This is a genomic window from Paraburkholderia sp. BL21I4N1, assembly GCF_002973525.1.
Taxonomy (GTDB): domain Bacteria; phylum Pseudomonadota; class Gammaproteobacteria; order Burkholderiales; family Burkholderiaceae; genus Paraburkholderia.
Genome location: NZ_PVEN01000004.1, coordinates 143,053 through 164,073 on the forward strand (window position 1 = coordinate 143,053; position 21,021 = coordinate 164,073).

Consider the following 21,021-nt stretch of genomic DNA (forward strand, 5'->3'; position numbering starts at 1 on the left):
GCGAAGCGCTCATGTACCCTGCGCCTGATTTTTTCGCGGCAATTTTTTTGAATTTTGAAGCAGGCTAATCCGACATGCGTCAACTTATCCTCGATACCGAAACCACCGGCCTGAATGCGCGCACCGGCGACCGGATTCTCGAACTCGGCTGCGTCGAGATGGTGAACCGCCGGTTGACGGGCAACAACCTGCATTTCTACATCAATCCGGAACGCGACAGCGATCCGGGCGCGCTGGCTGTGCACGGACTGACCACCGAATTCCTCAGCGACAAGCCGAAGTTCGCCGAGATCGCCGATCAGATTCGCGACTTCATTCAGGACGCGGAACTGATCATTCACAACGCACCGTTCGACATCGGCTTTCTCGATGCCGAATTCGCGTTGCTCGGTTTGCCGCCGGTCAGAACGTATTGCGGCGAGATTATCGACACCCTGGCGCGCGCCAAGCAGATGTTCCCCGGCAAGCGTAATTCACTCGATGCGCTATGCGACCGCTTCGGCGTCAGCAATGCGCACCGTACGCTGCACGGCGCGCTGCTCGACTCGGAACTGCTCGCGGAAGTCTACCTGGCGATGACGCGCGGCCAGGAGAGCCTCGTCATCGACATGCTCGGCGACTCGCACGGCGGTGGCGACGCGCATGCACCGCGCGTCGCGTTCGAGTCGCTCGATCTGGTCGTGGTCGCCGCCAGCGACGACGAACTCGCCGCGCACCAGGCCGTGCTCGACGGCCTCGACAAAGCAGTCAAAGGCACCAGCGTTTGGCGCCTCGAACCGACGCCCGCCGCGGATGAGCAAACCGCTTAAAAAGTACTAGACGAGCTTTAAAATCCCTGACATAATTCGGCTCTCTTCGGGTGGTTAGCTCAGCGGTAGAGCACTGCCTTCACACGGCAGGGGTCACTGGTTCGATCCCAGTACTACCCACCAGAATTTTGGTGTGTCGATCACCGAAGATAAAAGGGCTTACGCAGCAATGCGTAAGCCCTTTTTCAATTTGTCGCGCGGGTTTGAACGAGAAGCCATTTTCAGTGCATTCGCATTGCAGGGCTTTGCCGTCAACACCGAATCTTCGTACGATTGCAGCGGCCAAATACTGCTGATATAGTTGGTTTTCGGGCAATCGCCCGCTCTTCTTTCTCCACCTCACCAACCTAAGGGAGGCGTCACATGTTCAGCATGCATCTCGCTTTCCTTGGCATGGTTTCGCGAGCGTTCTCGCGACCGTAACGGTCGCCGCTACGTCGCTCACGCGGTTTGACCTGAACAGGTACGCCGCGCAATTTCCAGACAGTCCGTCGTCCCGCTGCCGGTGCGATTCGGTTCTATTCGTTCCGACGCGGATTAACTGTCTCTTCCTTTCGCTTCTGACTGGAACCCCGGTGCGCTCGCGCGCCATCGGGTCGTGGCAATGACCAAAAAGAAACTCGACTTTCGCGGACAAGCCTTCAAGGATGTCCTCGGCTTTACCTTCCTTCACTGGGCGAAGCAGCCTTGGCGCGTCTGCGTCATCACGGTGCTGGTGCTGCTGTCGGCATTGGCCGACGTGCTCACGCCGCTGTTCGCCGGGCGCCTCGTCGACGCGATCGCGTCCGGCTCCGCACGCAACGCACTCGCGTGGCAAGCGGCGGTCACGGCGTTCTGCGTGCTCGCCGCGCTGGGTCTTGGCGCCACGCTGCTGCGGCAAGGCGTGTACTTCAACATCATCCGGCTCTCGCTGAAGATGATGAGCGAGATCGCGGCGAACGCGTTTCATCGCGTGCAGCGCTTTTCGACTGATTGGCATGCGAACAGCTTCGCCGGCTCCACGGTGCGCAAGATCACGCGCGGCATGTGGGCGCTCGACCTGCTCAACGACACGCTGCTGATCGCGCTGTTTCCCTCTATGGTGATGCTCATGGGCGCCACCTTCCTGCTCGGCTGGCGCTGGCCGATGATGGGCGCGGTGGTCGGCATCGGCTCGGTGCTGTACATCGCGGTGACCGTAGCGCTGTCGCTCGGCTTCGTGGCACCGGCCGCGCGTCTCGCGAATGCGTGGGACACGCGCATGGGCGGTGCGCTCGCCGACGCGGTCAGCTGCAACGGTGTGGTGAAAGCGTTCGGCGCGGAAGACCGCGAGGAAGCGCTGCTGGCGCGCGTGATCGACAAGTGGCGTCATCGCACACGCCGCACGTGGATGCGCGGCACGATCAACGGCGGCGTGCAGGGCGGCATGCTGGTGGCGATCCAGGCCGCGATTCTCGGCGCCGCGCTGCTGCTGTGGGCGCGCGGCGAGGCGGGTGTGGGCGACATCACGTTCGCGCTGACCATGTTCTTCATGTTGCAGGGCTATCTGCGCGATGTCGGTATGCACATCCGCAATCTGCAGCGCTCGGTCAACGACATGGAAGAACTGGTCTCGCTAGACAGTCAGCCGCTCGGTATCGAAGACCATCCCGGCGCGGGTTCGATCGCGATCGGCAAGGGCGAGATCCGCTTCGAGCACGTCACCTTCCATTACGGCGCAAGCGGCCGGCCGCTGTACGACAACTTCTCCGTGCGCATCGCGCCGGGCGAACGCATCGGACTGGTCGGGCATTCGGGCTCAGGGAAGACGACCTTCATCAAGCTGATCCAGCGGCTCTATGACATTTCGGGCGGCCGGATCACGATCGACGGTCAGGATATCGCCGAGGTGCGGCAAGCGTCGTTGCGCAGCCAGATTGCGATCGTTCAGCAGGAACCGGTGTTGTTCCACCGGTCGCTGGCTGAGAACATCGCGTATGCACGGCCCGGCGCGAGCCGTGCCGAGATCGAACGGGCCGCGCGGCTCGCGAGCGCGCACGACTTCATCGCCGCGCTGCCGAACGGTTACGACACGCTGGTCGGTGAACGGGGCGTCAAGCTGTCAGGGGGAGAACGTCAGCGGGTGGCGATTGCACGCGCGTTTCTCGCCGACGCGCCGATCCTGATTCTGGACGAAGCGACGTCGAGCCTCGACAGCGAAAGCGAAGTGCTGATCCAACGCGCCATGGAGCGGCTGATGATGGGCCGCACCACGCTGGTGGTCGCGCATCGACTGTCCACCGTGCGGGCGCTCGACCGGTTGCTGGTGCTGGACAAAGGCAAGGTCATCGAGGAAGGCAGTCACGAGACGCTGATCCGGCTCGAGAACGGCCTCTACCGGCGGCTGTTTGAACGTCAGGCGCTGGAGTTGATCAAGGGCCTGGGCGAGTCGGACATCATGCTCGACGTCGCCGGCAGCAGGGCCAGCCGGACGGACGATTCCAGCTTGCTGGTCGGGAAGTAGTCGGGCAGCAAACCGCTGCAAATGGGTGGGATGCCAGCCAAAAAACGTCGCCACGCGGCGCTTTATTCTGGCGTTCCACCCACCCTCGCCCGTCACATCACTTCACACCACGCCCGCCGGCAGACCAACACCACGCGCCATGCCGGTCGCGGCAAACACCATCAACACCAGCAACACCGTCTGAATCACGCTGTAGCGCGCATACGAACGCGCCTTGCTCAGGTCCGGCGGCACGCCGTTCCTGACCGCCGCTCGCCAGCGCAGCAACGCGAGCATGGAAGGCACTTCGAGGATAAGAATCACCACCAGCAGCGTCATCTTCACGTGAAAGAGCGGCTCGTGGAGGTAGTAGTCGGCGCCCTTCTCGTAACCGCCGAAGGCGCGCATCAAGCCGGTCACGATCAACACCAGCGCCGAAAGCCCCCAGCGCGTATCGGCGCGGAACACGGAGCGCAAGGCAGCGGGTACGGAGGCGCGGCGCAGCGCCCAGGTGCGCCGGAGAATCGACGCGAGCGCAAAACCATAAGCGAGCAGATGAAGAGCGGCAAGCAACCAGCGAACCAGCATGGCGACTCCTGGAAAAGACGCGATACGATCGTTGTACCTCTGACTCGCCCGTCGTGACGTGCCGGGCGGCATGACTGCATTATCGACTAATGCCGACTTTACGATGCGCACGCCGGCCACGGGTGTGGCCGACTGCACAAAGCTGACGGGATCAAACCTGGCGCAAGGACGTGTCGAGTGCTCGCGCGGCGACCCGGTCGCCTTCGGTGGTCAAGGCAGTGCGGAATACGGTTTGCCGGTTGTGGCCCGCGGCAGCCGGCGAATCCCACAGCAATTCGATTTTCGGTCGACGGCCGAAAATGCCACGCGTCATTGCAGGCGCGGCCGATCCAAGCGACGCAGCCGATCCGCCCGGTTCGCCGGCCGCGCTGAAGGCCACCACCGGCGTAGGCGTCGGCGTGGCGCGGGCGTCCTGCCCCAGCGCCCAGCGCACGGACAATTCACGCGCGTCGTACTGACCGACCTTGCGACGCTCGGCCCATACGATCACGGTACGCGTGGCCGGATCGAGCGCGACCGCGTAGCGGCCAATCGCGAAACGGCGCGCGGCGATATTGGTTCGCCACAGCGCGCGCGGCCGGCAGATCCAGACCACCGCCGCATACAACGCCGGCGCGACGAGCAGCCAGCCGTTGGTAGCCGCCACCGCTTGCGCCGCACGCCGCCATCCGGCGCTCGCCGCGAACGCGCCGACCGACCAGACCGCGAACAGCAAACCGAGGAAAGCGAACAGACGCACTGCCTGCCGCAGCCATTGCGGCAGCGGATGAAGCGGCCGCTCGGCCACGGCGCGCGCACCGGGCAGGAAGATCAGCAGGAACAGAAACACCAGGTTGATGCACGCCCACGGCGACGACACCATCGCCGACAACGACGCACCCAAATCCATCTGCGCCATCGAAAAAAGCCAGCGAGCCAGCAGCACGAGACCGACGGCGCGCAACGCGAAAATCATTCCGGCGCCAGGCGCCGCGTTCGCACGCGTCTCTTTCGTTCTCGCCAAGGCATCCTCCTGTCGTCGGCGGCGCCGCAGCCAATTTTGCGGCACGGCCATTATAGGGATATTACGGAGAGTGGCTCATTCTTCCCGCCCCGAAAACCCCACTTTCCACCGCTTGTCGCGAAAAACGCGGCGCGCATGCAACAACGCCCCGCGAGCCGTTAGCGCGCGAGGCGTTGTGGGTGGCTTCGGCGTGCGTGTGAAGCACGCTTGCGGCCGGTCAGCCCTTAGCTGGCGTTGACTTCGCGCAGCACCGAACGGTGCTTCTGACGCAGCAGTTCTTCGTACGTGGCGACGTAGTTCTTCGCCATGACCTTCGACGAGAAGCGCGATTCGAACGCCTTGCGCACGTTGGCGCGCGGCAGCGTGTGCAGGCGCTTGAGCGCCGCGACCGCGCTGATTTCGTCTTCGACGACGAAGCCCGACACGCCGTTCTCGATCACTTCCGGCACCGAACCGCGATTGAACGCGATCACCGGCGTGCCGCAGGCCATCGCTTCGATCATGACCAGACCGAAGGGCTCCGGCCAGTCGATCGGGAACACCAATGCATGCGCGTTGCCGAGGAACTCACGCTTTTCGGTCTCGCCGATTTCGCCGATGTACTCGACATGCGGCAGCGCCATCAACGGCTTAATCACTTCTTCGTAGTAGGCGCGGTCAGCCTTGTCGATCTTGGCGGCGACCTTGAGTTTCATGCCTGCCTGGCCGGCGATGCGGATCGCGCGGTCGAGGCCCTTCTCCGGTGAAACGCGACCGAGGAAAGCGAGGTAGCCCGGCTCGACGTTCGGGATCGGCGTGAGCACGTCTTCCGGCAGGCCGTGATAGACGGTTTGCAGCCAGTTCGCTTGCGGCAGCGGAATGCGCTGATTGTCCGAAATCGACACCACCGGCACGTCGTTGAACGTGTTGAAAATCGGTTGCAGTTCCGGTAGGTCCAGACGACCGTGCAGCGTGGTCAGGAACGGCACCGGCTGACGTGCGAACAGCGAGAACGGGTAATAGTCGATGTGGAAATGCAGCACGTCGAATTCGTCCGCGCGGCGGCGCACTTCCTCGAGCAGCAACATGTGCGGCGCCATCACGTCGCGGATCGTCGGGTCGAGGCGCAGCGCCTGCGGCCAGAAGGCTTCGAGCTTTGCCGAGGTGATCGAATCGCCGCTCGCAAAGAGCGTGACGTCGTGGCCCTGCTCGACCAGCGCTTCAGTCAGGTAGGACACCACGCGTTCCGTCCCGCCGTACAGCTTGGGAGGAACCGCCTCGTGCAACGGAGCGATTTGAGCGATTCGCATAATGAAAGTCCTCGTAAAAAATCAGGCAAAGATACTGCGTTTGTTAAAAGCGACTCGCTTGCTCGCCAGGGCAGTCTGGCCGGGATCGCCGGCGCGGGCCTGATTCTTTCGAGAAATCCTGCGATGGATCGCTTGGGTAGTGAGCCCAGACCAGTGGGTCACCGTCTGCGCCTGTGCCGGTAAACGCACACGCACTCGCTACGTTGACAAACTGTCAGATATTTCATGGGCCTACGAAGCATGCATTATCGATGCCGGGCATCTCGCTGCACCACAACATTTCAAAGTCTTTACGTTGTTACAAACGCGAAACACTTTGCAAACCCTTGTTTTCTAAGACAGTTCTACAGTGGCTACTGGTTTGCGGGATGAACCGCCTGAACGGCCCCACAAGCTCCTGCGTCAACTTTGCCGGCAAGCGTTGAAGAAATGCCGCAGCGCGGTTGAATGCAATTTGTAATTATATCTTGAAATTTTCCGCAACCGGCATGAACCACCGAGCCGTTCTCGGGGTCGAGCAACAGTAGGTTGCGGAGGTCTATCGCGAAATCAGTCGCGTCAACGCCCGGATACACAGGGCGCAATCGCTTTTGCATGTTTACAATGCGAAGCATCGGCCTCGCGGCGGAGCTTTTTCCGTCTGGCCCGCGCTTTGCGTGCACAACCCGACTCATCGACCTACTCACGATCAATTGGAACATTTAACCATTGCCCAGCGTAACGCCGAAAACGCAAAGCTCGCGAGCTTTGCGCACCGGCCGCTTGCGTTTCTCTTCCGCTTTATCCGCCGCCATCCGCTCGCGCATGCGATCGTCCTGTGCAGCGTGTTTGCGGCCGTGGGCTGTGCGCTCGCTTCGCAATACGCGATCAAACATCTGATCGACGTGCTCGGCGAAGGCCGGCACCATCCGGGTCCGCTGTGGGGCGCGTTCGCGATCCTGGTCGGCCTGATCGCGGCAGACAACCTATTGTGGCGGGTCGGCGGCTGGGTCGCCGCGCATACGTTCGTCGCCGTGACCGGCGATCTGCGGCGCGATCTGTTCCAGTATCTGAGCGGCCACTCGCCGAGCTATTACTCGGAGAAACAACCGGGGATGCTCGCCAGCCGCATCACGGCCACCTCGAACGCGGTCTACACCGCCGAGAACACCACCGCGTGGAACGTGCTGCCGCCGTGTATCGCGGTGCTGGGCGCGATCGTCATGATTATCGCGGTGAATCCGCTGATGGCCGCCGGCCTGATGCTGTGCTCGGCGATTCTGTCGGTGGTGCTGTACAAGCTGGCTGGGCGCGGCTCGGCGCGGCATCATCATTTCGCGACCAAGGCGGCGTCGGTGGACGGCGAACTGGTCGACGTCATCAGCAACATGGGCCTCGTGCGCGCCTTCGGCATGACGTTTCGCGAACAGCAACGGTTCGGCGCGACGGTCAAGGCGGAGATGGACGCCCGTCAGCAGAGCCTGTTGTATCTGGAAAAGCTGCGCCTGCTGCACGCGGTGATCACCGCGCTGCTGTCGGCGGGTTTGCTGGGCTGGGCGCTGTGGCTCTGGGATCAGGGCAAGGCGACCTCGGGCGACATCGTGCTGGTCAGTTCGCTCGGCTTCACGATTCTGCACGGCACGCGCGATCTGGCCGTGGCGCTGGTGGACGTGACGCAGCACGTGGCGCGTCTGGCGGAAGCCGTGCGCACGCTGCTCGAACCGCACGGCATGCCGGACCGCGACGGCGCGTCCGAACTCGTGCCACAAGGCGGCCGCATTGCGTTCGAAGGCGTGACGTTCGCCTATCCGCGCCGTCGGCCGATTCTCGATCACTTCGATCTGCACATCCAGCCGGGTCAACGCGTCGGTCTGATCGGCAAATCGGGCGCGGGCAAATCCACCGTGCTGGCGCTGCTGCAGCGGTTCTATGAAACCCAGGGCGGCGCGATCAGGATCGACGGCCAGGATATCGCCACGATTACGCAGGACAGCTTGCGTCACGCAATCGCACTGGTGCCGCAGGACATCTCGCTGTTCCATCGTACGGTGTACGAGAACATTGCTTATGGCCGTCCCGAGGCAACTCGCGAGGAAGTGCTGGCGGCCGCGCGCGAGGCGCGTTGCGCCGACTTTATCGAAGCGATGCCGGAGGGCTATGACACGATCGTCGGCGACCGTGGCGTGAAGCTGTCCGGGGGGCAGCGTCAACGGATTGCGATTGCGCGGGCCATCCTGAAGAACGCGCCGATCCTGCTGCTCGACGAAGCGACGTCGGCGCTCGACAGCGCGTCGGAAGAAGCGATCCAGAAGGCGCTCGACCGGCTGATGGTGGGCCGCACCGTGGTCGCGATCGCGCACCGTCTGTCCACGCTGAACAACTTCGACCGGATCATCGTGATGAGCGCCGGCAAGGTGATCGACGACGGTAGTCCGGAAGAACTGCGTCAACGTCCGGGCCTGTATCGCGATCTGCTCGCGAAGCAATATGGCAAGGGCACGACGCTGCATGTCGGCGGCAAGAAAGTCGACGAACAGCACGTGGTTTAAAACCGCGCGCGGTGAAGCGGCCAGGCACCCGACCCGGCCGGGACGTCACCCTTCCCTTCAGCACCGCCAGCCCCAAAAAAGCCGCTCAGTCGAGCGGCTTTTTTACGACACGCGCCTCAGTCAAACCAGGCGCCAAAAAACACCCTACCCGGCCACGGCACTCGCCGCCTTCTTACCCGTCGCGGCGCGCTTCTTCCCCTTTCCGGTGCGCTTCGCACCATCAACACCCTGCAGATCGCGCATGAAGTTATCGCGCCACACCGACACATTGTTCTCGCGCAACTGCACCATCATGTCGCGATGACGCGCCTGACGCTCGGCGAGCGGCATCTCGAGCGCGCTCGCCAGCGCTTCGGCCATGCCGTCGATATCGACCGGATTGACGATCAGCGCGCCGTCCAGCTCCTGCGCGGCGCCAGCGAAACGCGACAGCACCAGCACGCCCGGATTCTCCGGATCCTGCGCCGACACGTATTCCTTGGCGACGAGGTTCATGCCGTCGCGCAGCGGCGTCACATAGCCGACGTGCGCGGTGCGGAACAGCGCGGCCAGGACCGAGCGCTCGTACTGCTTGTGGATGTACAGAATCGGCGTCCAGTCGAGTTCGGCAAAACGCCCGTTGATCCGCCCCGACTCGCCTTCCAGTTGCAGCCGGATGTCCTGATACGCGTGCATATCGGCGCGTGTCGGCGGTGCGATCTGCAGGAACGACACCTTGTTGCGCTGCGCCGTGGCATGTTCGAGCAGCCGCTCGAATGCGCGAAACCGCTCGACCAGCCCCTTCGAATAATCGAGCCGGTCCACGCTCATGATCAGCTTGCGCGAATGCAGCGTCGCTTTCATCGTGCGTACCGGTTTGCCGCGCTCGCCCGCTTTCGCGAGTTCGGCGATCTCGTCCGGATAGACGCCGATCGGATAAGCCGCCGCGCGCAGCGTGCGACCGAACGCGTGAATCGTCGACGGACCACTCGCCGGGAGATCGACCGAGCCGTTCGCCTCATTGACGATGTAATCGCAGAACGCGCGCAGATCCGGCGCCGTCTGGAAGCCGAGCAGGTCGAACGAACACAGCGCCTCGACCAGTTCGCGATGCGGCGGCACCGCCAGCAACACCTGCGAAGCCGGAAACGGAATGTGCAGAAAGAAGCCGATGCGGTTCTTCACACCGGCCGCGCGCAGCGCCTGCGCGAACGGGATCAGGTGATAGTCGTGCACCCAGATCACGTCGTCGTCGCGCAGCAGCGGCACGAGTTGCTGCGCGAGCCACGCGTTGACGCGGCAGTAGCCTTCGAAATCATGCCGGTCGTAGTGAACCAGGTCCGCGCGATAGTGAAACGCCGGCCACAGCGTCGCGTTCGAGAAGCCGCGATAGTACTGATCGTAGTCGCGCCGCATCAGCGCGATGGTCGCGAAGGTCACCGGCCCGCGCTCCTCGACCTTGATCTGCGGCTGGCCCGAACTGAGCACGTCGCCGCTCCAGCCGAACCACATGCCGCCGGTTTCCTTCAGCGCGTCGTACACACCGACCGCCAGACCGCCCGCCGCCGGGCCGCCCTCCGAGATCGGCGCAACCCGGTTCGATACGATGATGAGTCGGCTCATGAAGCGCGATTCCCGAAGCTATACGTTGTGGTTTTCAAACGATGCGGCGCGACTCTCATGCTGCGCGCGCCGCCGTGACGATAGCGCCGAGCCAGTCGAGCAGCGCCGGCACCGAGTCGATGCGCGTATGTGCCAGCGTCTCCCCGGCGCCGACCTTGATCGACAGCCCGGCGCGCTCGTTGACGACGGCGAAGCCTTTTTCGTCGGTCAGGTCGTCGCCGGCGAACACCGGCCGGCGACCGACGAACGGCGGTTCGTCGAGGAACGCGCGCATCGCGCGGCCCTTGTCGACGTCTTTCGGTTTGATTTCGTAGACCATCTTGCCCGGCTGCAGCACGTACGCGGCGGGATAATCGGCCACTAGCCGCTCGGTCGCCTCGCGCGCAACCGGCTCGCGGTCCGGCGCATTGCGGTAGTGCAGCGCGAGCGCCGCGCCTTTGATCTCGAGCAGCATGCCGGGATGCGCGTTGACGACCTGTGCGAGCACCTGCTCCATGCGCAGCAGCCGCTCGTCGTGAAAGCCGATCCGTTGCGTGTCGCCGTTCGCGTCGCGCCGTTCGGCGCCGTGCAGACCGGCAATCGGCAGATCGGGCATGCCGAGAAAGCCGTCGATACTGTCGATGCCGCGCCCCGACACGATCGCGACCGCGCCGTTCGTCAGGCTGCGCAGCTCGGTGAGCAGCGTGATCACGCGAGGTTCCACCAGCACGCCGTCCGGCGTGGGCGCGAGTTCGACCAGCGTGCCGTCGAAATCGAAGAAAAATGCCGTCTCGCTCGGAGACAGAACAGCCGGAAGTGCTTGCATCGGAGTGTTTTGCCTTTCAGCCTTCTGCGGCCGGAAAAGTGTGCGCATCTTACCGCGCATCGGTCAATTTTTCGAGAAAGTAAGCCAGGACACAAGCCCAGCCGGGCGATGCGTTCCTCGGCGTCAGCTATCCGCGTTCAAAAGCCGCACATTCCGGCTTCAGTCAGCTTTCAGCGCGCTGCGTCAAATTGCCTCGCAAACGGCGCGCCCGTGGGCGCCGCGCCGCGTCTGCCGTGATTTTGCGATACAGTCGCTGCCACGCGGATCATGGCCGCCGCTACGCTGTTTGGGGCGCCATGACGGGCCACACGCACCGTGTGTGGATCGAGCGGCGCCGTTCAGAGGCAGCCCGGGAACAACCGGCCTGGCCATTCCGGACCTCGCCGCGCGCCGCGCCACAGGCACATCATGCGCCGCTCTTCAATCGAGTCATTGAACCCTGCTTTGTTCCCGATCCTCTCCTCCCGACCATCGCCAGCGGCTCATACGCCGCGCCGTCAGCCTGGGTTCGCACGACGCTTCCTGCTTAACGCCGTGCTTGCCGTCGGCGCGCTCACGGCGCTGGCGGGTTGCACGCATCGCAACGAAACGTGGCACCTGACCGATGTGACCGGCCATCTGCCGGACCTCGATTTCAAGCTCACCGGCGACGACGGCCGTCCCGTGACCGGCGAGACCTTTCAAGGCCGCACCTCGCTCGTCTACTTCGGCTACACGCATTGCCCGGACGTCTGCCCTGAAACGATGGGCCGCCTGATGCAGGTGCTCGCCAAGCTCGGGCCCGACGCGCAGAAGGTGCGCATTCTGTTCATCACTGTCGATCCCGCGCGCGACACGCCACAGGCCTTGCGCGATTACGTCGGCGCATTCGACGCGCAGCATGCCGAAGGGCTGACCGGCACCGACTGGCAGATCGAGTCGCTCGCCAAGCGCTACCGGGTCGCGTATCAGATGGAAAAGCGCGATCCCAACGGCAACTATGAAGTGACCCACAGCTCAGCCGTCTACGTGTTCGACCAGCAAGGCCATGCGCGCCTGCTTGCCACCGATCACGACACGCCCGATGCGATCGCGCAGGACCTGCGCCGTATCGTCGATGACCGTTCCTGACTTTTCTCGAGATCCTTTATGTCGCTCAAGCTCAAAACATCCGCCTCGTTGGCCGCCGCCCTGACGCTCTCGCTGGGTTTCGCCTTCGCCCCCGCCGCGCAAGCCGCCGGAGCGAAAGCGATCAGCGTGAAGGACGCGTGGGTTCGCTGGCTGCCGAACAACCTGCCCGCCGCCGGCTACGCGACGCTGGTAAACGCGAGCGACAAGCCGGTCGATCTCGTCGACATTTCAAGCACCGATTACGGCGACGCGATGCTGCATCAAACCGTGTCGAACGGTTCGTCGCAGAAAATGGTGATGGTCGACAAACTGACGGTGCCCGCGCACGGCCAGGTCGCGATCTCGCCCGGCGGTTATCACGTGATGCTCGAAAACGCGAAACACAAGGTTGCACCGGGCGACACCGTGCATCTGACGCTGAAGTTCTCCGACGGCGAAACGCTCGACACGCCGTTCGCCGTCAAGTCGCCCGCCCAAACCCAATAACACGCTGCGATGAATCTGCTCTATTGGCTCGATCCGTGGGAGTTTTCGCCGACCGTCGTGATCGCGCTGCTGATTCCGGCGATCCTGTTCGTGCGCGGCGCGCACAAGGCGAAGGTGTCGATCCGCCGGCGTCTGTCGTTCTGGTTCGGGCTGATCGCGTTGTACGTCGCGCTGCATACGCGGCTCGATTATTTCTTCGAGCATGAGTTCTTCATGCATCGCGCCCAGCATCTGGTACTGCATCACCTCGGGCCGTTCTTCATCGCGCTGTCGTATCCGGGCGCCGCGTTGCGCGCGGGGATTCCGTTCCGCTGGCGGCAACGTTTCGTGCGCCCCGCGCTGGCCACGCCCGTGGTGCGTCGGCTGCTCGACGTCGTGATGCATCCGGTGGTCGCGGTCACGCTGTTCGTCGGACTGATCTACTTCTGGCTGATGTCGCCGGTTCATTTCGTGGCGATGCTCGACTGGCGGCTTTATCGCGTGATGAACTGGAGCATGGTGATCGACGGCCTGCTGTTCTGGTGGCTCGTGCTCGATCCGCGTCCGGCGCCGCCGGCGCGGCTGTCGCCGGGCAAGCGCATTCTCGTGGTGATCGCCGCGATTCCGCCGCAGATTCTGCTTGGCGCGTTCATCTTCTTCACGCCGCACGAGCTGTATCCGATCTATTCGATCTGCGGCCGCGCGTTCACCTGGTTGAGCCCCATGCGCGACCAGCAGATCGGCGGGCTGCTGCTGTGGATTCCGGGTTCGATGATGAGTGTGATCGGCGCGCTGATCGCGTTGCGTCACTGGATGCGGCTGTCGGCGCGTGGACGGTTGCGCAACGAACGGCGCGTGCAGGTGACACAGGGGCCGACAACGCCGAGCGCGTCGGCGCCGGCGAGTGGTGGTCGGTAGAGAGACTTGAAGAACCGCCGGGTGTGACGGCGGCGCGGCGCGAGCGAGCTATCTAGCTCGCTAACCCGCGGGCGTAATGCGCCCAACGCGGCCGCCTGCGCTTCACACCGAACGCATCCACACGTGCGGAATGTCGTCTTCGGTGTGAATGTCCGACACCGGCGTAAAGCCGAACGCGCCGTAGAAGCCTTGCAGATGCGCTTGCGCATGCAGGCGGATCGGCGTGCCGGGCCACTGCGCACGGATGTGCTCGAGCGAGCGTTCGAGCATGGCATTGCCCAGTCCGATACCGCGAAATGGCGCCGTGGTCAGCACGCGGCCAATACGGATATCGCGGTCTTCGGCATCGGGTAGCAGCACACGCAGATAACCCGCCAACGGTGGATAACGCTTTTCGCCGGGGCCGAACGCAAACAGGTGCCACGCATCCAGATCGAGCCCGTCGATGTCGCCATAGACGCAATTCTGCTCGACGACGAACACCGCGCTACGCGCCGCCAGCATCGCATAGACTTCGGCGCTGCTGAGCTCGCTGAACGCTTTCCAGCGCCATTCCAGTTGTGCCCGCCGCGTGGCGGCGGTGTCTTGCGGTTCGGTCATGAAAATGCTTCGAAAAAGAACCGGCGGCGAGGCGCCGCGGCGATCCACGATTATGCCGCGCGCGGCGGCGCCATGCCATCGCGCGCTCAGTTGCGCTGCTGCGCGGTGCGTGCCTTCGACGCCTGTTTGTGGCTATACATCGCCGTATCCGCGGCCGCCAGCAATTCGGCAATCGACGCATGCTGCGCAGGCTCGTACTGAATCTGCCCGACGCTGAACCGGATCTGATAACCGCGCTTCTCTTCGGCATTGCGCGCGTCCAGCAGATGCTGGAGACGCTGCGTGACTGCGTGCGTTTCGGCGCTAGTCGAATGGGTCAGCAACGCGACGAATTCATCGCCGCCGAGCCGCCCGATCACGTCGCTCTCACGCAGCGCCGTGCGCAGCACGTCGGCGAACGTGGTCAGTGCGCGGTCACCCTCGGCGTGGCCGTGGGTGTCGTTGATCTGCTTGAAGTCGTTGAGGTCGAAGAACAGCAGCGACGCCGGCTTCTCCAGCCGCTTGCAGACGTTCAACGCATGTTGCGCGAGCGCTTCGAAACCGCGCCGGTTGGACAGCAGCGTCAGGTCGTCGAGCGTGGCCAGCTGCACGGCGGCCAGCTCCTGCTCCGCCATGCGCGCCAGATCGCGCAGCAGTTCACGCTCTTCCTCGTCGAGACCTCGCGGCTTGACGTCGATCAGGCAAAGCGTGCCGAGCTTGCTGCCGTTGGGCACCGTCAGCGGGCAGCCGGCATAGAAACGGATATTCGGGTTGTCGGTGACCAGCGGGTTGTCGTGAAAGCGCGCGTCGGCCAACGCATCGGGCACCAACATGATTTCGTCGCCGAGAATCGCGTGCCCGCAGAACGAGATGTCGCGCGATGTCTCGCTGGCCGTCAGGCCGACGCAGGACTTGAACCACTGACGGTCGGCGTCGACGAGGCTCACCAGCGCGATCGGCACGCCGAACAACCGCTTGGCGAGCCGCGTCAGGCGGTCGAACCGCTCTTCGGGCGACGTGTCGAGGATATGCAGCGCACGCAAGGTGTCGAGACGGGCGCTTTCATTGCTGGGCGTCGGTGGGACATGCATGTCGTGTCTCCTATGGCCGTTAGGTTGGCTGCGGTTGTTGGCACATACGGTATAGCGGCAAACGTCGGGACAAACCTTTGCGGCAAGGTTTCCAGTCGGATTGAAAGCGGCCGGCGGAGTTCCGTCCAGTTGCGCTCGCGGCCGTGTTGCAGGCACCGCAAAGGGCGTCGTGACATGCGCCTGACGCGGATTTGATCAGGCTGTGTCCAGCACCTGATCGACTGGCCGCGCGAGGCATTCGATCAGGTTGCCGGGCCCGCATAGATGCAACGCGCCGACCACTACCAAAGTGCGCTCGGGACGCTCGATCAGCGGTATCAGACGCGCCGCCCACGCGCGATTACGCGCGTCGAGGATCGCCTCGCGGATGCCCGGCAGATTGAACATCGGCGATTCGACGGCGATGCGCTGCACGGCCGGCAGATCGCCGTTGATCCAGGCGGCATACATCTTCTCGAGCGTGCGCTGCGGTTCGGTGAGATCGGCCATCAACAGGTCGAGGGCCGCGCCGATCGCGTCGAGCGGAATCGAATCGAGCGACGCCGCGACTTCCTGCGAAGTCTCCAGATAGCGATACGGTTTGCCCTGGGCGAGCGCCGAGCGCAACAGACGCGGCTCGACGCCTTCGACCACTTGCTGGAACAGCGTCGGCGCGACGATCATCGCGGCCCACGGACGTAGCTCGGCGAGCGGCGCGAGCGGACCTTCGGTAGGCCAGAAGGCGTTGAGCCGCTGCCAGGCGTCGTCGGAAAGCAGCGGTCGCAGACGCTCGGCGCCGGCTAGCGGAGCGGCCTTCAGGAACGGCAGGATCGTCGGCGCGTCGGACTCGAAAACGAGTGTTTCGGCCCAGTCGTAGGCCTCGGCGATCCATGGCGGCGTACGACGGCTCGTCGCGGGAAAAAGATGCATCGAACCGAGCAGACGCAGTTGGGTGCCGGTGAGTTGTAGATACATGCAACCTCGGTGTGGACGGTCGATAACGCGGACGGCGAGCGCGCCGTTCAATCGGCGGCAGACAGCGCCGGACGCGCGCGGACGACGCCGCGCCAGGCGCTCCGGACGGTGGACAGGACGAATAGCAGAAAGACGATCTGCGACAGATACAGGTCCATCCGGATCGGATGATGCAGCGCGAACCACGAATTGTGCGCCACATCCGTCACGATCACGGCGACGCAGAGTATCAGTCCCGCGACGGGCGCGACGAGTAGCAGTAGCGCGGTCAGCGGGTCGATGAACAGCAGCGAGGTCCAGTAGACGCGCGTGAGCGGCGCGGCGCCGCCGTAGTCCCACCAGAGACCGTGAGTCAGCGCCACTTGCAGATGCGTCCAGGTGGCGCCGCACAGGCAGAGCGCGTAGATCACGCGGAGATGGAGGGAGCGGAGGTGGGGGGCTTGCATGGCATGGTTTCGAAGAAGATCTTCGCGTTTCGGCTACTTGCGCCACCGCGCTGGTGCACGGTAGTTAGCCCGGTGGGATGCTGTCGATCAAGGCTCGGCCGGCACCGAAGGTGGTTTGCCAGACTCGAATGCCTGCTGGAACTTGGGCCAGAAAGCTTCGCCCCATTCGCGCATCTTTGCCAGATAGGCGACCTTATCCGGGAATCGCGGGGCGTTCGGCGCGTGCCAATCCGATTCGTGCGCGGAGAGTGCAGTGCCGGAGGATATCCCCTCCAACTCAGGATCGAACAGATACGACACCTCGAGCATCCCCCACGTTTCAGCTCTGGTGAATCGGATGTCGACCAGGTCCTGCGGATAGGTCACGCCTTTTGCCGACAGGTCGCCGGCCGCCGCACGATCAAGACCGCCAATTTTCACTGTGCGGTCCGCCCATTGCTGTAACGGAGGCGTGAAGTAGTTATTGATGAGCCAACAGGCCTGATGACCAGAGGGTGTTACCGATTCAAGGAACAAATAGTTTAGGTCGGGATTGTTGTTCCTGCACCCGTTCGCGGCAGGAAAGCCCGCTCCTGGTTGCTCGCTGCTATGCAGCGCGAACAGCCGAATTGCCCCAACGAGTTTCCTGTTTTCGATCCGCCCCAAAAAATATGCAACGCCCGATGCGCCGCGCAAGTGAATGCTGCTATTGGCGAGTACCGCCCACTGGCCGGGCGGGAGCGGCAGATTAAACCCTTCGACCGCGATCGATTGACGATAGGTGCGGCCGAGAAATGCACGATCGAGACCGGAAGGATCTTTGCTCGGCGCGTCGGGTGTGGCCATCGATATCTGTGCGGTGACAGGGGCCTTGGCCGCTGCGACCGTGGCAGCGCTGCTTTTCCGCGGATTCACCGCCTGCTTCTGAACTTGAACTGCATTGGCCGACGCCTGGACCGGTGCGGTCGCAACGGGTTTCACGGCGGACGCTGGGATGCCGGCCGCAGCGGTGCGCGTCACGGCGGCGTTTTGTTGCGAGTTATAAGCCACCGCCTCCGGCACCGGGGGCAACGGCTTGACGTCTACCACGCGCCACTTCGGCGGGAAGCAAACCACGGCAAGCGACAGCAGAACAGCGGCGGAAAAACACCAACGCCACAACGGGGCACGCCCCCACAGCGACGTGGGTTGTGCGTCAGCGAGATTCGAAGTCATCGTTCCGGCCTCGCAATCACGCCGCCCTCCGCCGCCAGGAGCGCGACCTTGGAGTGCCCGTGTTGCTTGGCGTCGATCAGTGTGTCTGCGAGAGACTCTTCAACGGCGCGCACGAGATCGCGTGATGAAGCCCCGGAGCCCAGTCGCTGCTGACGCCGCATCATATCGAGCAAAATATCCGGATCGATGCCTTCGTCCGCGACATCCAGGCCGTAGCTCTTGATCATCGCTTCGATTTCCAGCGCGGCGACCCGCGCGATATCCAGGCCTGACAGCGACTTGAAGACAAATATCCGGTCGATACGATTTAGCACCTCAGGCGCGAAGCCTGCTTCGCGAAGTGCATTCGTCGATGCACGCCGCAGCTCGTCCGCATCGTTGGCGTATGTGGCGCTCAACGCCTGCAAATCGTCCGTTGCCGCATTCGTGGTCAGAACGAAGATGGCGCGCGTGGTTGAGATTTGCCGGCCGTCGGATGCTTCGGTGACGAATCCGTCGTTCCAGGCGGTGAGAAAGTTCTTGTGAATCTCAGGGTGAGCCTTCTCGATTTCATCAAGCAGCACAACCGCATCGGGCGTATCGCGCAATGCAGCGGTGAGCTTGCCGTACGTATTCGAACCGACGTAGCCTTTGGATGCCCCGAACAGCTGCGTAGCGGCATGAGCCCCGCTCGAAAACTGGGTCATGTCGAAGTGCAACAGACGGCGCTCCAATTCTGCCGCCAGACATTTGGCCAGATAAGTTTTGCCGGTGCCCGGCGGACCCGCCAGAATAAAAACGCCGACCGGCTTGTTACGCTGCCTGAGCGCCAGCCGGCGACGGATCTGCGCCGCCATATCCTCACACACGGCATCCTGACCGATGACTTTGCTCTTGAGCGAATCAGCGAGTTTCTCGGCGTCAATAATCTGCGGCTCCGGCTCCTGAGCGAGTTTCTGTTCTAGCACGCGCCGATTGGTGAGTCTGTCAAGTGCGTCCATTAGCCACCCTTCTTTTTTGACACTCGAATTTTTACTTCGATGCCGATCATGAAAGAAACCCGCAAAGGTTACGAGCCATAACGAGGCTGCAACAGCGAACACGGCCCAAGCGTGGTCATGCAACGACATCGAAACGGCATTTGTATAGCGATCGAGATGAGTACGATCAGGGCTGTGCTGGGACAGGAATTGGGCCGCCGCAACGCAAGCCATGACGACAAAAGCCAACGGCGCAAATTTCGCCGCAAGTGAATTCAACCAGCGCATTATCGGGTCCTGACGTTCAAAGTCAGCACTTGGCCGACACTCATGACGGGCAAGACCGCCTGCGCGGCTCCCGAAGCCAGGCCCACGGTGATGCCGCCGCCGTCGCCATCTCTTAGGCCAGTGATGCGAATCTGTCCGCTTGCCGGGACCGGAACCGCAAACGTCACGCCGTGGTTAGTCAGTGTCACCGTGCGTGAATAGCCAGCGCTTTCAATGCGAACCACGTCTCCGTCCTCGACATCCGTGTCCCACAGACGGACCCACGCGAGCGTCAACCGCGAGCCGTCGCCACTGGCTCCTGCTGCGGCTGGGGCTGGGGCTGCCAACGCGGCGCTGCTAGCTGGTGCAACATGATCTGCGACTTCTTGCACCGGCCTCGCATCCGGTTTAGCCAATTCTCTAGAAGCAGCAGGTGAACTGGCGTGCGAGTCAGCCGATTGCGTGGAGCGTGACGCTTCAACTTCCCTGGTTATTTCTATCCGATTAGCTGGACTCAAATGCATCGCATCGATAGCGGCCGGAATATCGTTGGCTTCTACCTTGGATATCTGCAAAAACTGCATGGAATTGAAAGCTTCAGCGCGTGCGTTTCGATCCGAGTCGCTCACGGAGTCGCCGGAATAGGCCGCGAACAGAGTATTCCCCGACGTATAAAACGCCCCCGCCACGATTAGCCCCGATAACAACGCTGCCGCCAGAAAAGACTTCGCGAAGATCGAACTAAGTTTGGGCTCCGTATCCGCCTTCGAGCCGCGCTGAACGTCTGGTTTTTCCAAGCCCATTGGGACTATCACCCCGAAATATTATTCTGCGCAGAACCAGCAGTTTCCGCCTTACCGCCCTGCGACTTTGACCAGAGGATAGCTTGAATTGGAGATACTGTGAACTTGGATCGGAAACCCAAAGATCAAATTACGAAGTGCCAACAAAAACATCACTTCGCCGGTAATTATCAGTAATCAGGCCCGACGTACCAACCTGAGTTAATGCCGCCTATTTTGACTTTTTTCGTGATACGTGCGGACGACTATGAAACACAGTTCAAAGTGAATTGAAAGCATTTTGCATGCTTGACGGTCTGAACCGACTGCACGCCAGCGGTCGATTAACGAGCGGCCTCAGAGATCACATCCGCGCCGCAGAGCATGCCGCGTAATTGCTCTGGCGTCGGTGATGTCAAGGCAGGGCCAGTGATGGAATAAGTCGACTGGTTCGATGAACTTATCACGTTGTGACTGCCGTTGATGGTGACTGTGGAGTTCTGTTTGCCCCAATTGAAGAACCACCTCATGCCTTCAGTAGCGTTTCGCTTAACCAGAATCCCGAACGTATCGTCATCGCCCGCGATGGTTTGATAGACGGTATCGCCACGCGCCGAAACGCCAAGCGTCAAAGTCCGACCCTGCAGTCCTGCATTCGTTGCCGTTCCCGCCGCCAACACGTAGCAGCCGCTTCCAATCGAGGCAGGGCCTTCGCCTTTTCGCTCGAAGGCCGTGATACGCCCGTCATGGTCAATTTCGACATATCCGTTGGTGAGGAGCTTACCGGTCTTGAAGGTGATTGGATGGGCCGAACTGTAGACGCCAGCCAACGAAGAAACACTGTTTGGAGCGCTGCCTGTTTGTGCGCATCCCGCAACCGCCAGCGCAAGCAACGAAATCATCGACGCCTGTTTTATTTCCATCAATTTCTCCTGCGACAGATCGTTCCGGGGAAGTTAGCGCGGCTATTGTATGGGATGCGGAACCGTTGTTGAGCGCCACGCGTCGACCACGAAATTGATCGTCGTTACGTGAGATATCGCAAACGCTATCCACGGCGGGGCCTGTCTCATCAGCACAGCAGCGTGCATCGCGCTATCGAACATGCGTGACGTGAAAACAATTTGACAAGGACAACAAGGCAAGGCTCGACGAAGAAGCCTTTCACCAG

Annotated in this window: 19 protein-coding genes and 1 tRNA gene; 7 read left to right on the forward strand and 13 right to left on the reverse strand. The window is 62.5% G+C overall.

Annotated elements, in window-relative coordinates; genetic code table 11:
- The first annotated feature begins 74 nt into the window (after positions 1 to 74).
- The 3 genes from dnaQ (at position 75) to B0G83_RS13050 (ending at position 3,291) form a co-directional block, all read left to right on the forward strand.
- Positions 75 to 809 carry a DNA polymerase III subunit epsilon gene (gene dnaQ / locus B0G83_RS13040; RefSeq protein ID WP_105507836.1) on the forward strand — a complete coding sequence of 245 codons (735 nt, stop codon included), beginning with the start codon at positions 75 to 77 and terminating at the stop codon, positions 807 to 809.
- 48 nt (positions 810 to 857) lie between these two features.
- A tRNA-Val gene (locus B0G83_RS13045) sits at positions 858 to 932 on the forward strand.
- 481 nt (positions 933 to 1,413) lie between these two features.
- Entirely contained in the window at positions 1,414 to 3,291 is a 1,878-nt protein-coding gene (locus B0G83_RS13050; RefSeq protein WP_105507837.1) for an ABC transporter ATP-binding protein, read from the forward strand.
- A 102-nt stretch (positions 3,292 to 3,393) separates the two neighbouring features.
- On the opposite strand, the gene B0G83_RS13055 is transcribed toward B0G83_RS13050, so the two are convergent.
- From B0G83_RS13055 to B0G83_RS13065, 3 genes are all read right to left on the reverse strand, one after another.
- Positions 3,394 to 3,858, reverse strand: a complete 465-nt coding sequence (locus B0G83_RS13055) for a DUF2214 family protein (protein WP_105507838.1) — start codon at positions 3,856 to 3,858, stop codon at positions 3,394 to 3,396.
- Between the two features lie 151 nt (positions 3,859 to 4,009).
- Positions 4,010 to 4,861, reverse strand: coding sequence for a hypothetical protein (locus tag B0G83_RS13060; RefSeq protein WP_105508098.1), 852 nt, complete (start codon positions 4,859 to 4,861; stop codon positions 4,010 to 4,012).
- A gap of 224 nt (positions 4,862 to 5,085) precedes the next feature.
- Positions 5,086 to 6,150, reverse strand: a complete 1,065-nt coding sequence (locus B0G83_RS13065; protein ID WP_105507839.1) for a glycosyltransferase family 4 protein — start codon at positions 6,148 to 6,150, stop codon at positions 5,086 to 5,088.
- 692 nt (positions 6,151 to 6,842) lie between these two features.
- On the opposite strand from B0G83_RS13065, the gene B0G83_RS13070 reads away from it, so the two are divergent.
- A complete protein-coding gene (locus B0G83_RS13070) occupies positions 6,843 to 8,678 on the forward strand; it encodes an ABC transporter ATP-binding protein (protein ID WP_105507840.1) in 1,836 nt (611 codons plus the stop codon).
- Positions 8,679 to 8,822: 144 nt separating this feature from the next.
- Here B0G83_RS13070 and otsA read toward each other — a convergent pair whose 3' ends face one another.
- The gene (gene otsA / locus B0G83_RS13075) at positions 8,823 to 10,280 is read right to left on the reverse strand and encodes an alpha,alpha-trehalose-phosphate synthase (UDP-forming) (RefSeq protein ID WP_105507841.1); all 1,458 of its coding nucleotides are present in this window, start codon (positions 10,278 to 10,280) and stop codon (positions 8,823 to 8,825) included.
- 55 nt (positions 10,281 to 10,335) lie between these two features.
- The gene (otsB, locus tag B0G83_RS13080; RefSeq protein ID WP_105508099.1) at positions 10,336 to 11,085 is read right to left on the reverse strand and encodes a trehalose-phosphatase; all 750 of its coding nucleotides are present in this window, start codon (positions 11,083 to 11,085) and stop codon (positions 10,336 to 10,338) included.
- A 408-nt stretch (positions 11,086 to 11,493) separates the two neighbouring features.
- Here otsB and B0G83_RS13085 point away from each other — a divergent pair, with 408 nt between their 5' ends.
- Genes B0G83_RS13085 through B0G83_RS13095 form a run of 3 tightly spaced genes read left to right on the forward strand, consistent with a single transcriptional unit; the run spans position 11,494 to position 13,578 of the window.
- Positions 11,494 to 12,195 (forward strand): SCO family protein, encoded by a 702-nt coding sequence (locus B0G83_RS13085; protein WP_374954910.1) that lies wholly within the window; start codon positions 11,494 to 11,496, stop codon positions 12,193 to 12,195.
- A gap of 18 nt (positions 12,196 to 12,213) precedes the next feature.
- Positions 12,214 to 12,681: a copper chaperone PCu(A)C gene (locus B0G83_RS13090; protein WP_105507842.1), complete on the forward strand. Its 468-nt coding sequence runs from the start codon at positions 12,214 to 12,216 to the stop codon at positions 12,679 to 12,681.
- Between the two features lie 9 nt (positions 12,682 to 12,690).
- Entirely contained in the window at positions 12,691 to 13,578 is an 888-nt protein-coding gene (locus B0G83_RS13095) for a cytochrome c oxidase assembly protein (protein ID WP_105507843.1), read from the forward strand.
- A 102-nt stretch (positions 13,579 to 13,680) separates the two neighbouring features.
- Here the strand turns inward: B0G83_RS13095 and B0G83_RS13100 are convergent, their stop codons facing one another.
- The 8 genes from B0G83_RS13100 to B0G83_RS13135 form a co-directional block, all read right to left on the reverse strand.
- Entirely contained in the window at positions 13,681 to 14,178 is a 498-nt protein-coding gene (locus B0G83_RS13100; RefSeq protein ID WP_105507844.1) for a GNAT family N-acetyltransferase, read from the reverse strand.
- Positions 14,179 to 14,264: 86 nt separating this feature from the next.
- On the reverse strand, positions 14,265 to 15,248 hold the full coding sequence (locus B0G83_RS13105; RefSeq protein WP_105507845.1) for a sensor domain-containing diguanylate cyclase: 984 nt from the start codon (positions 15,246 to 15,248) through the stop codon (positions 14,265 to 14,267).
- Positions 15,249 to 15,443: 195 nt separating this feature from the next.
- A complete protein-coding gene (locus B0G83_RS13110) occupies positions 15,444 to 16,202 on the reverse strand; it encodes a TraB/GumN family protein (RefSeq protein WP_105507846.1) in 759 nt (252 codons plus the stop codon).
- A 47-nt stretch (positions 16,203 to 16,249) separates the two neighbouring features.
- Positions 16,250 to 16,648 (reverse strand): hypothetical protein, encoded by a 399-nt coding sequence (locus tag B0G83_RS13115; protein WP_105507847.1) that lies wholly within the window; start codon positions 16,646 to 16,648, stop codon positions 16,250 to 16,252.
- Between the two features lie 87 nt (positions 16,649 to 16,735).
- On the reverse strand, positions 16,736 to 17,842 hold the full coding sequence (locus B0G83_RS13120) for a hypothetical protein (protein WP_105507848.1): 1,107 nt from the start codon (positions 17,840 to 17,842) through the stop codon (positions 16,736 to 16,738).
- Complete coding sequence (locus B0G83_RS13125) at positions 17,839 to 19,089, reverse strand: AAA family ATPase (protein WP_181156846.1); 1,251 nt, start codon at positions 19,087 to 19,089, stop codon at positions 17,839 to 17,841. Before B0G83_RS13125 ends, B0G83_RS13120 begins: the two co-directional genes overlap by 4 nt.
- Positions 19,089 to 19,871, reverse strand: coding sequence for a hypothetical protein (locus B0G83_RS13130; RefSeq protein ID WP_105507849.1), 783 nt, complete (start codon positions 19,869 to 19,871; stop codon positions 19,089 to 19,091). The genes B0G83_RS13125 and B0G83_RS13130 overlap by 1 nt, the downstream gene beginning before the upstream one ends.
- A gap of 323 nt (positions 19,872 to 20,194) precedes the next feature.
- Complete coding sequence (locus B0G83_RS13135) at positions 20,195 to 20,773, reverse strand: hypothetical protein (RefSeq protein WP_146120224.1); 579 nt, start codon at positions 20,771 to 20,773, stop codon at positions 20,195 to 20,197.
- Positions 20,774 to 21,021 lie beyond the last annotated feature (248 nt).

Bases quoted from the DNA above. Each gene is read 5' to 3' on its own strand.
- dnaQ (WP_105507836.1), top strand. From the start codon at position 75: ATGCGTCAACTTATCCTCGATACCGAAACCACCGGCCTGAATGCGCGC.
- B0G83_RS13050 (WP_105507837.1), top strand. From the start codon at position 1,414: ATGACCAAAAAGAAACTCGACTTTCGCGGACAAGCCTTCAAGGATGTC.
- B0G83_RS13055 (WP_105507838.1), bottom strand. From the start codon at position 3,858: ATGCTGGTTCGCTGGTTGCTTGCCGCTCTTCATCTGCTCGCTTATGGT.
- B0G83_RS13065 (WP_105507839.1), bottom strand. From the start codon at position 6,150: ATGCGAATCGCTCAAATCGCTCCGTTGCACGAGGCGGTTCCTCCCAAG.
- otsA (WP_105507841.1), bottom strand. From the start codon at position 10,280: ATGAGCCGACTCATCATCGTATCGAACCGGGTTGCGCCGATCTCGGAG.
- otsB (WP_105508099.1), bottom strand. From the start codon at position 11,085: ATGCAAGCACTTCCGGCTGTTCTGTCTCCGAGCGAGACGGCATTTTTC.
- B0G83_RS13085 (WP_374954910.1), top strand. From the start codon at position 11,494: ATGCGCCGCTCTTCAATCGAGTCATTGAACCCTGCTTTGTTCCCGATC.
- B0G83_RS13090 (WP_105507842.1), top strand. From the start codon at position 12,214: ATGTCGCTCAAGCTCAAAACATCCGCCTCGTTGGCCGCCGCCCTGACG.
- B0G83_RS13095 (WP_105507843.1), top strand. From the start codon at position 12,691: ATGAATCTGCTCTATTGGCTCGATCCGTGGGAGTTTTCGCCGACCGTC.
- B0G83_RS13100 (WP_105507844.1), bottom strand. From the start codon at position 14,178: ATGACCGAACCGCAAGACACCGCCGCCACGCGGCGGGCACAACTGGAA.
- B0G83_RS13105 (WP_105507845.1), bottom strand. From the start codon at position 15,248: ATGCATGTCCCACCGACGCCCAGCAATGAAAGCGCCCGTCTCGACACC.
- B0G83_RS13110 (WP_105507846.1), bottom strand. From the start codon at position 16,202: ATGTATCTACAACTCACCGGCACCCAACTGCGTCTGCTCGGTTCGATG.
- B0G83_RS13115 (WP_105507847.1), bottom strand. From the start codon at position 16,648: ATGCAAGCCCCCCACCTCCGCTCCCTCCATCTCCGCGTGATCTACGCG.
- B0G83_RS13120 (WP_105507848.1), bottom strand. From the start codon at position 17,842: ATGACTTCGAATCTCGCTGACGCACAACCCACGTCGCTGTGGGGGCGT.
- B0G83_RS13125 (WP_181156846.1), bottom strand. From the start codon at position 19,089: ATGCGCTGGTTGAATTCACTTGCGGCGAAATTTGCGCCGTTGGCTTTT.
- B0G83_RS13130 (WP_105507849.1), bottom strand. From the start codon at position 19,871: ATGGGCTTGGAAAAACCAGACGTTCAGCGCGGCTCGAAGGCGGATACG.
- B0G83_RS13135 (WP_146120224.1), bottom strand. From the start codon at position 20,773: ATGGAAATAAAACAGGCGTCGATGATTTCGTTGCTTGCGCTGGCGGTT.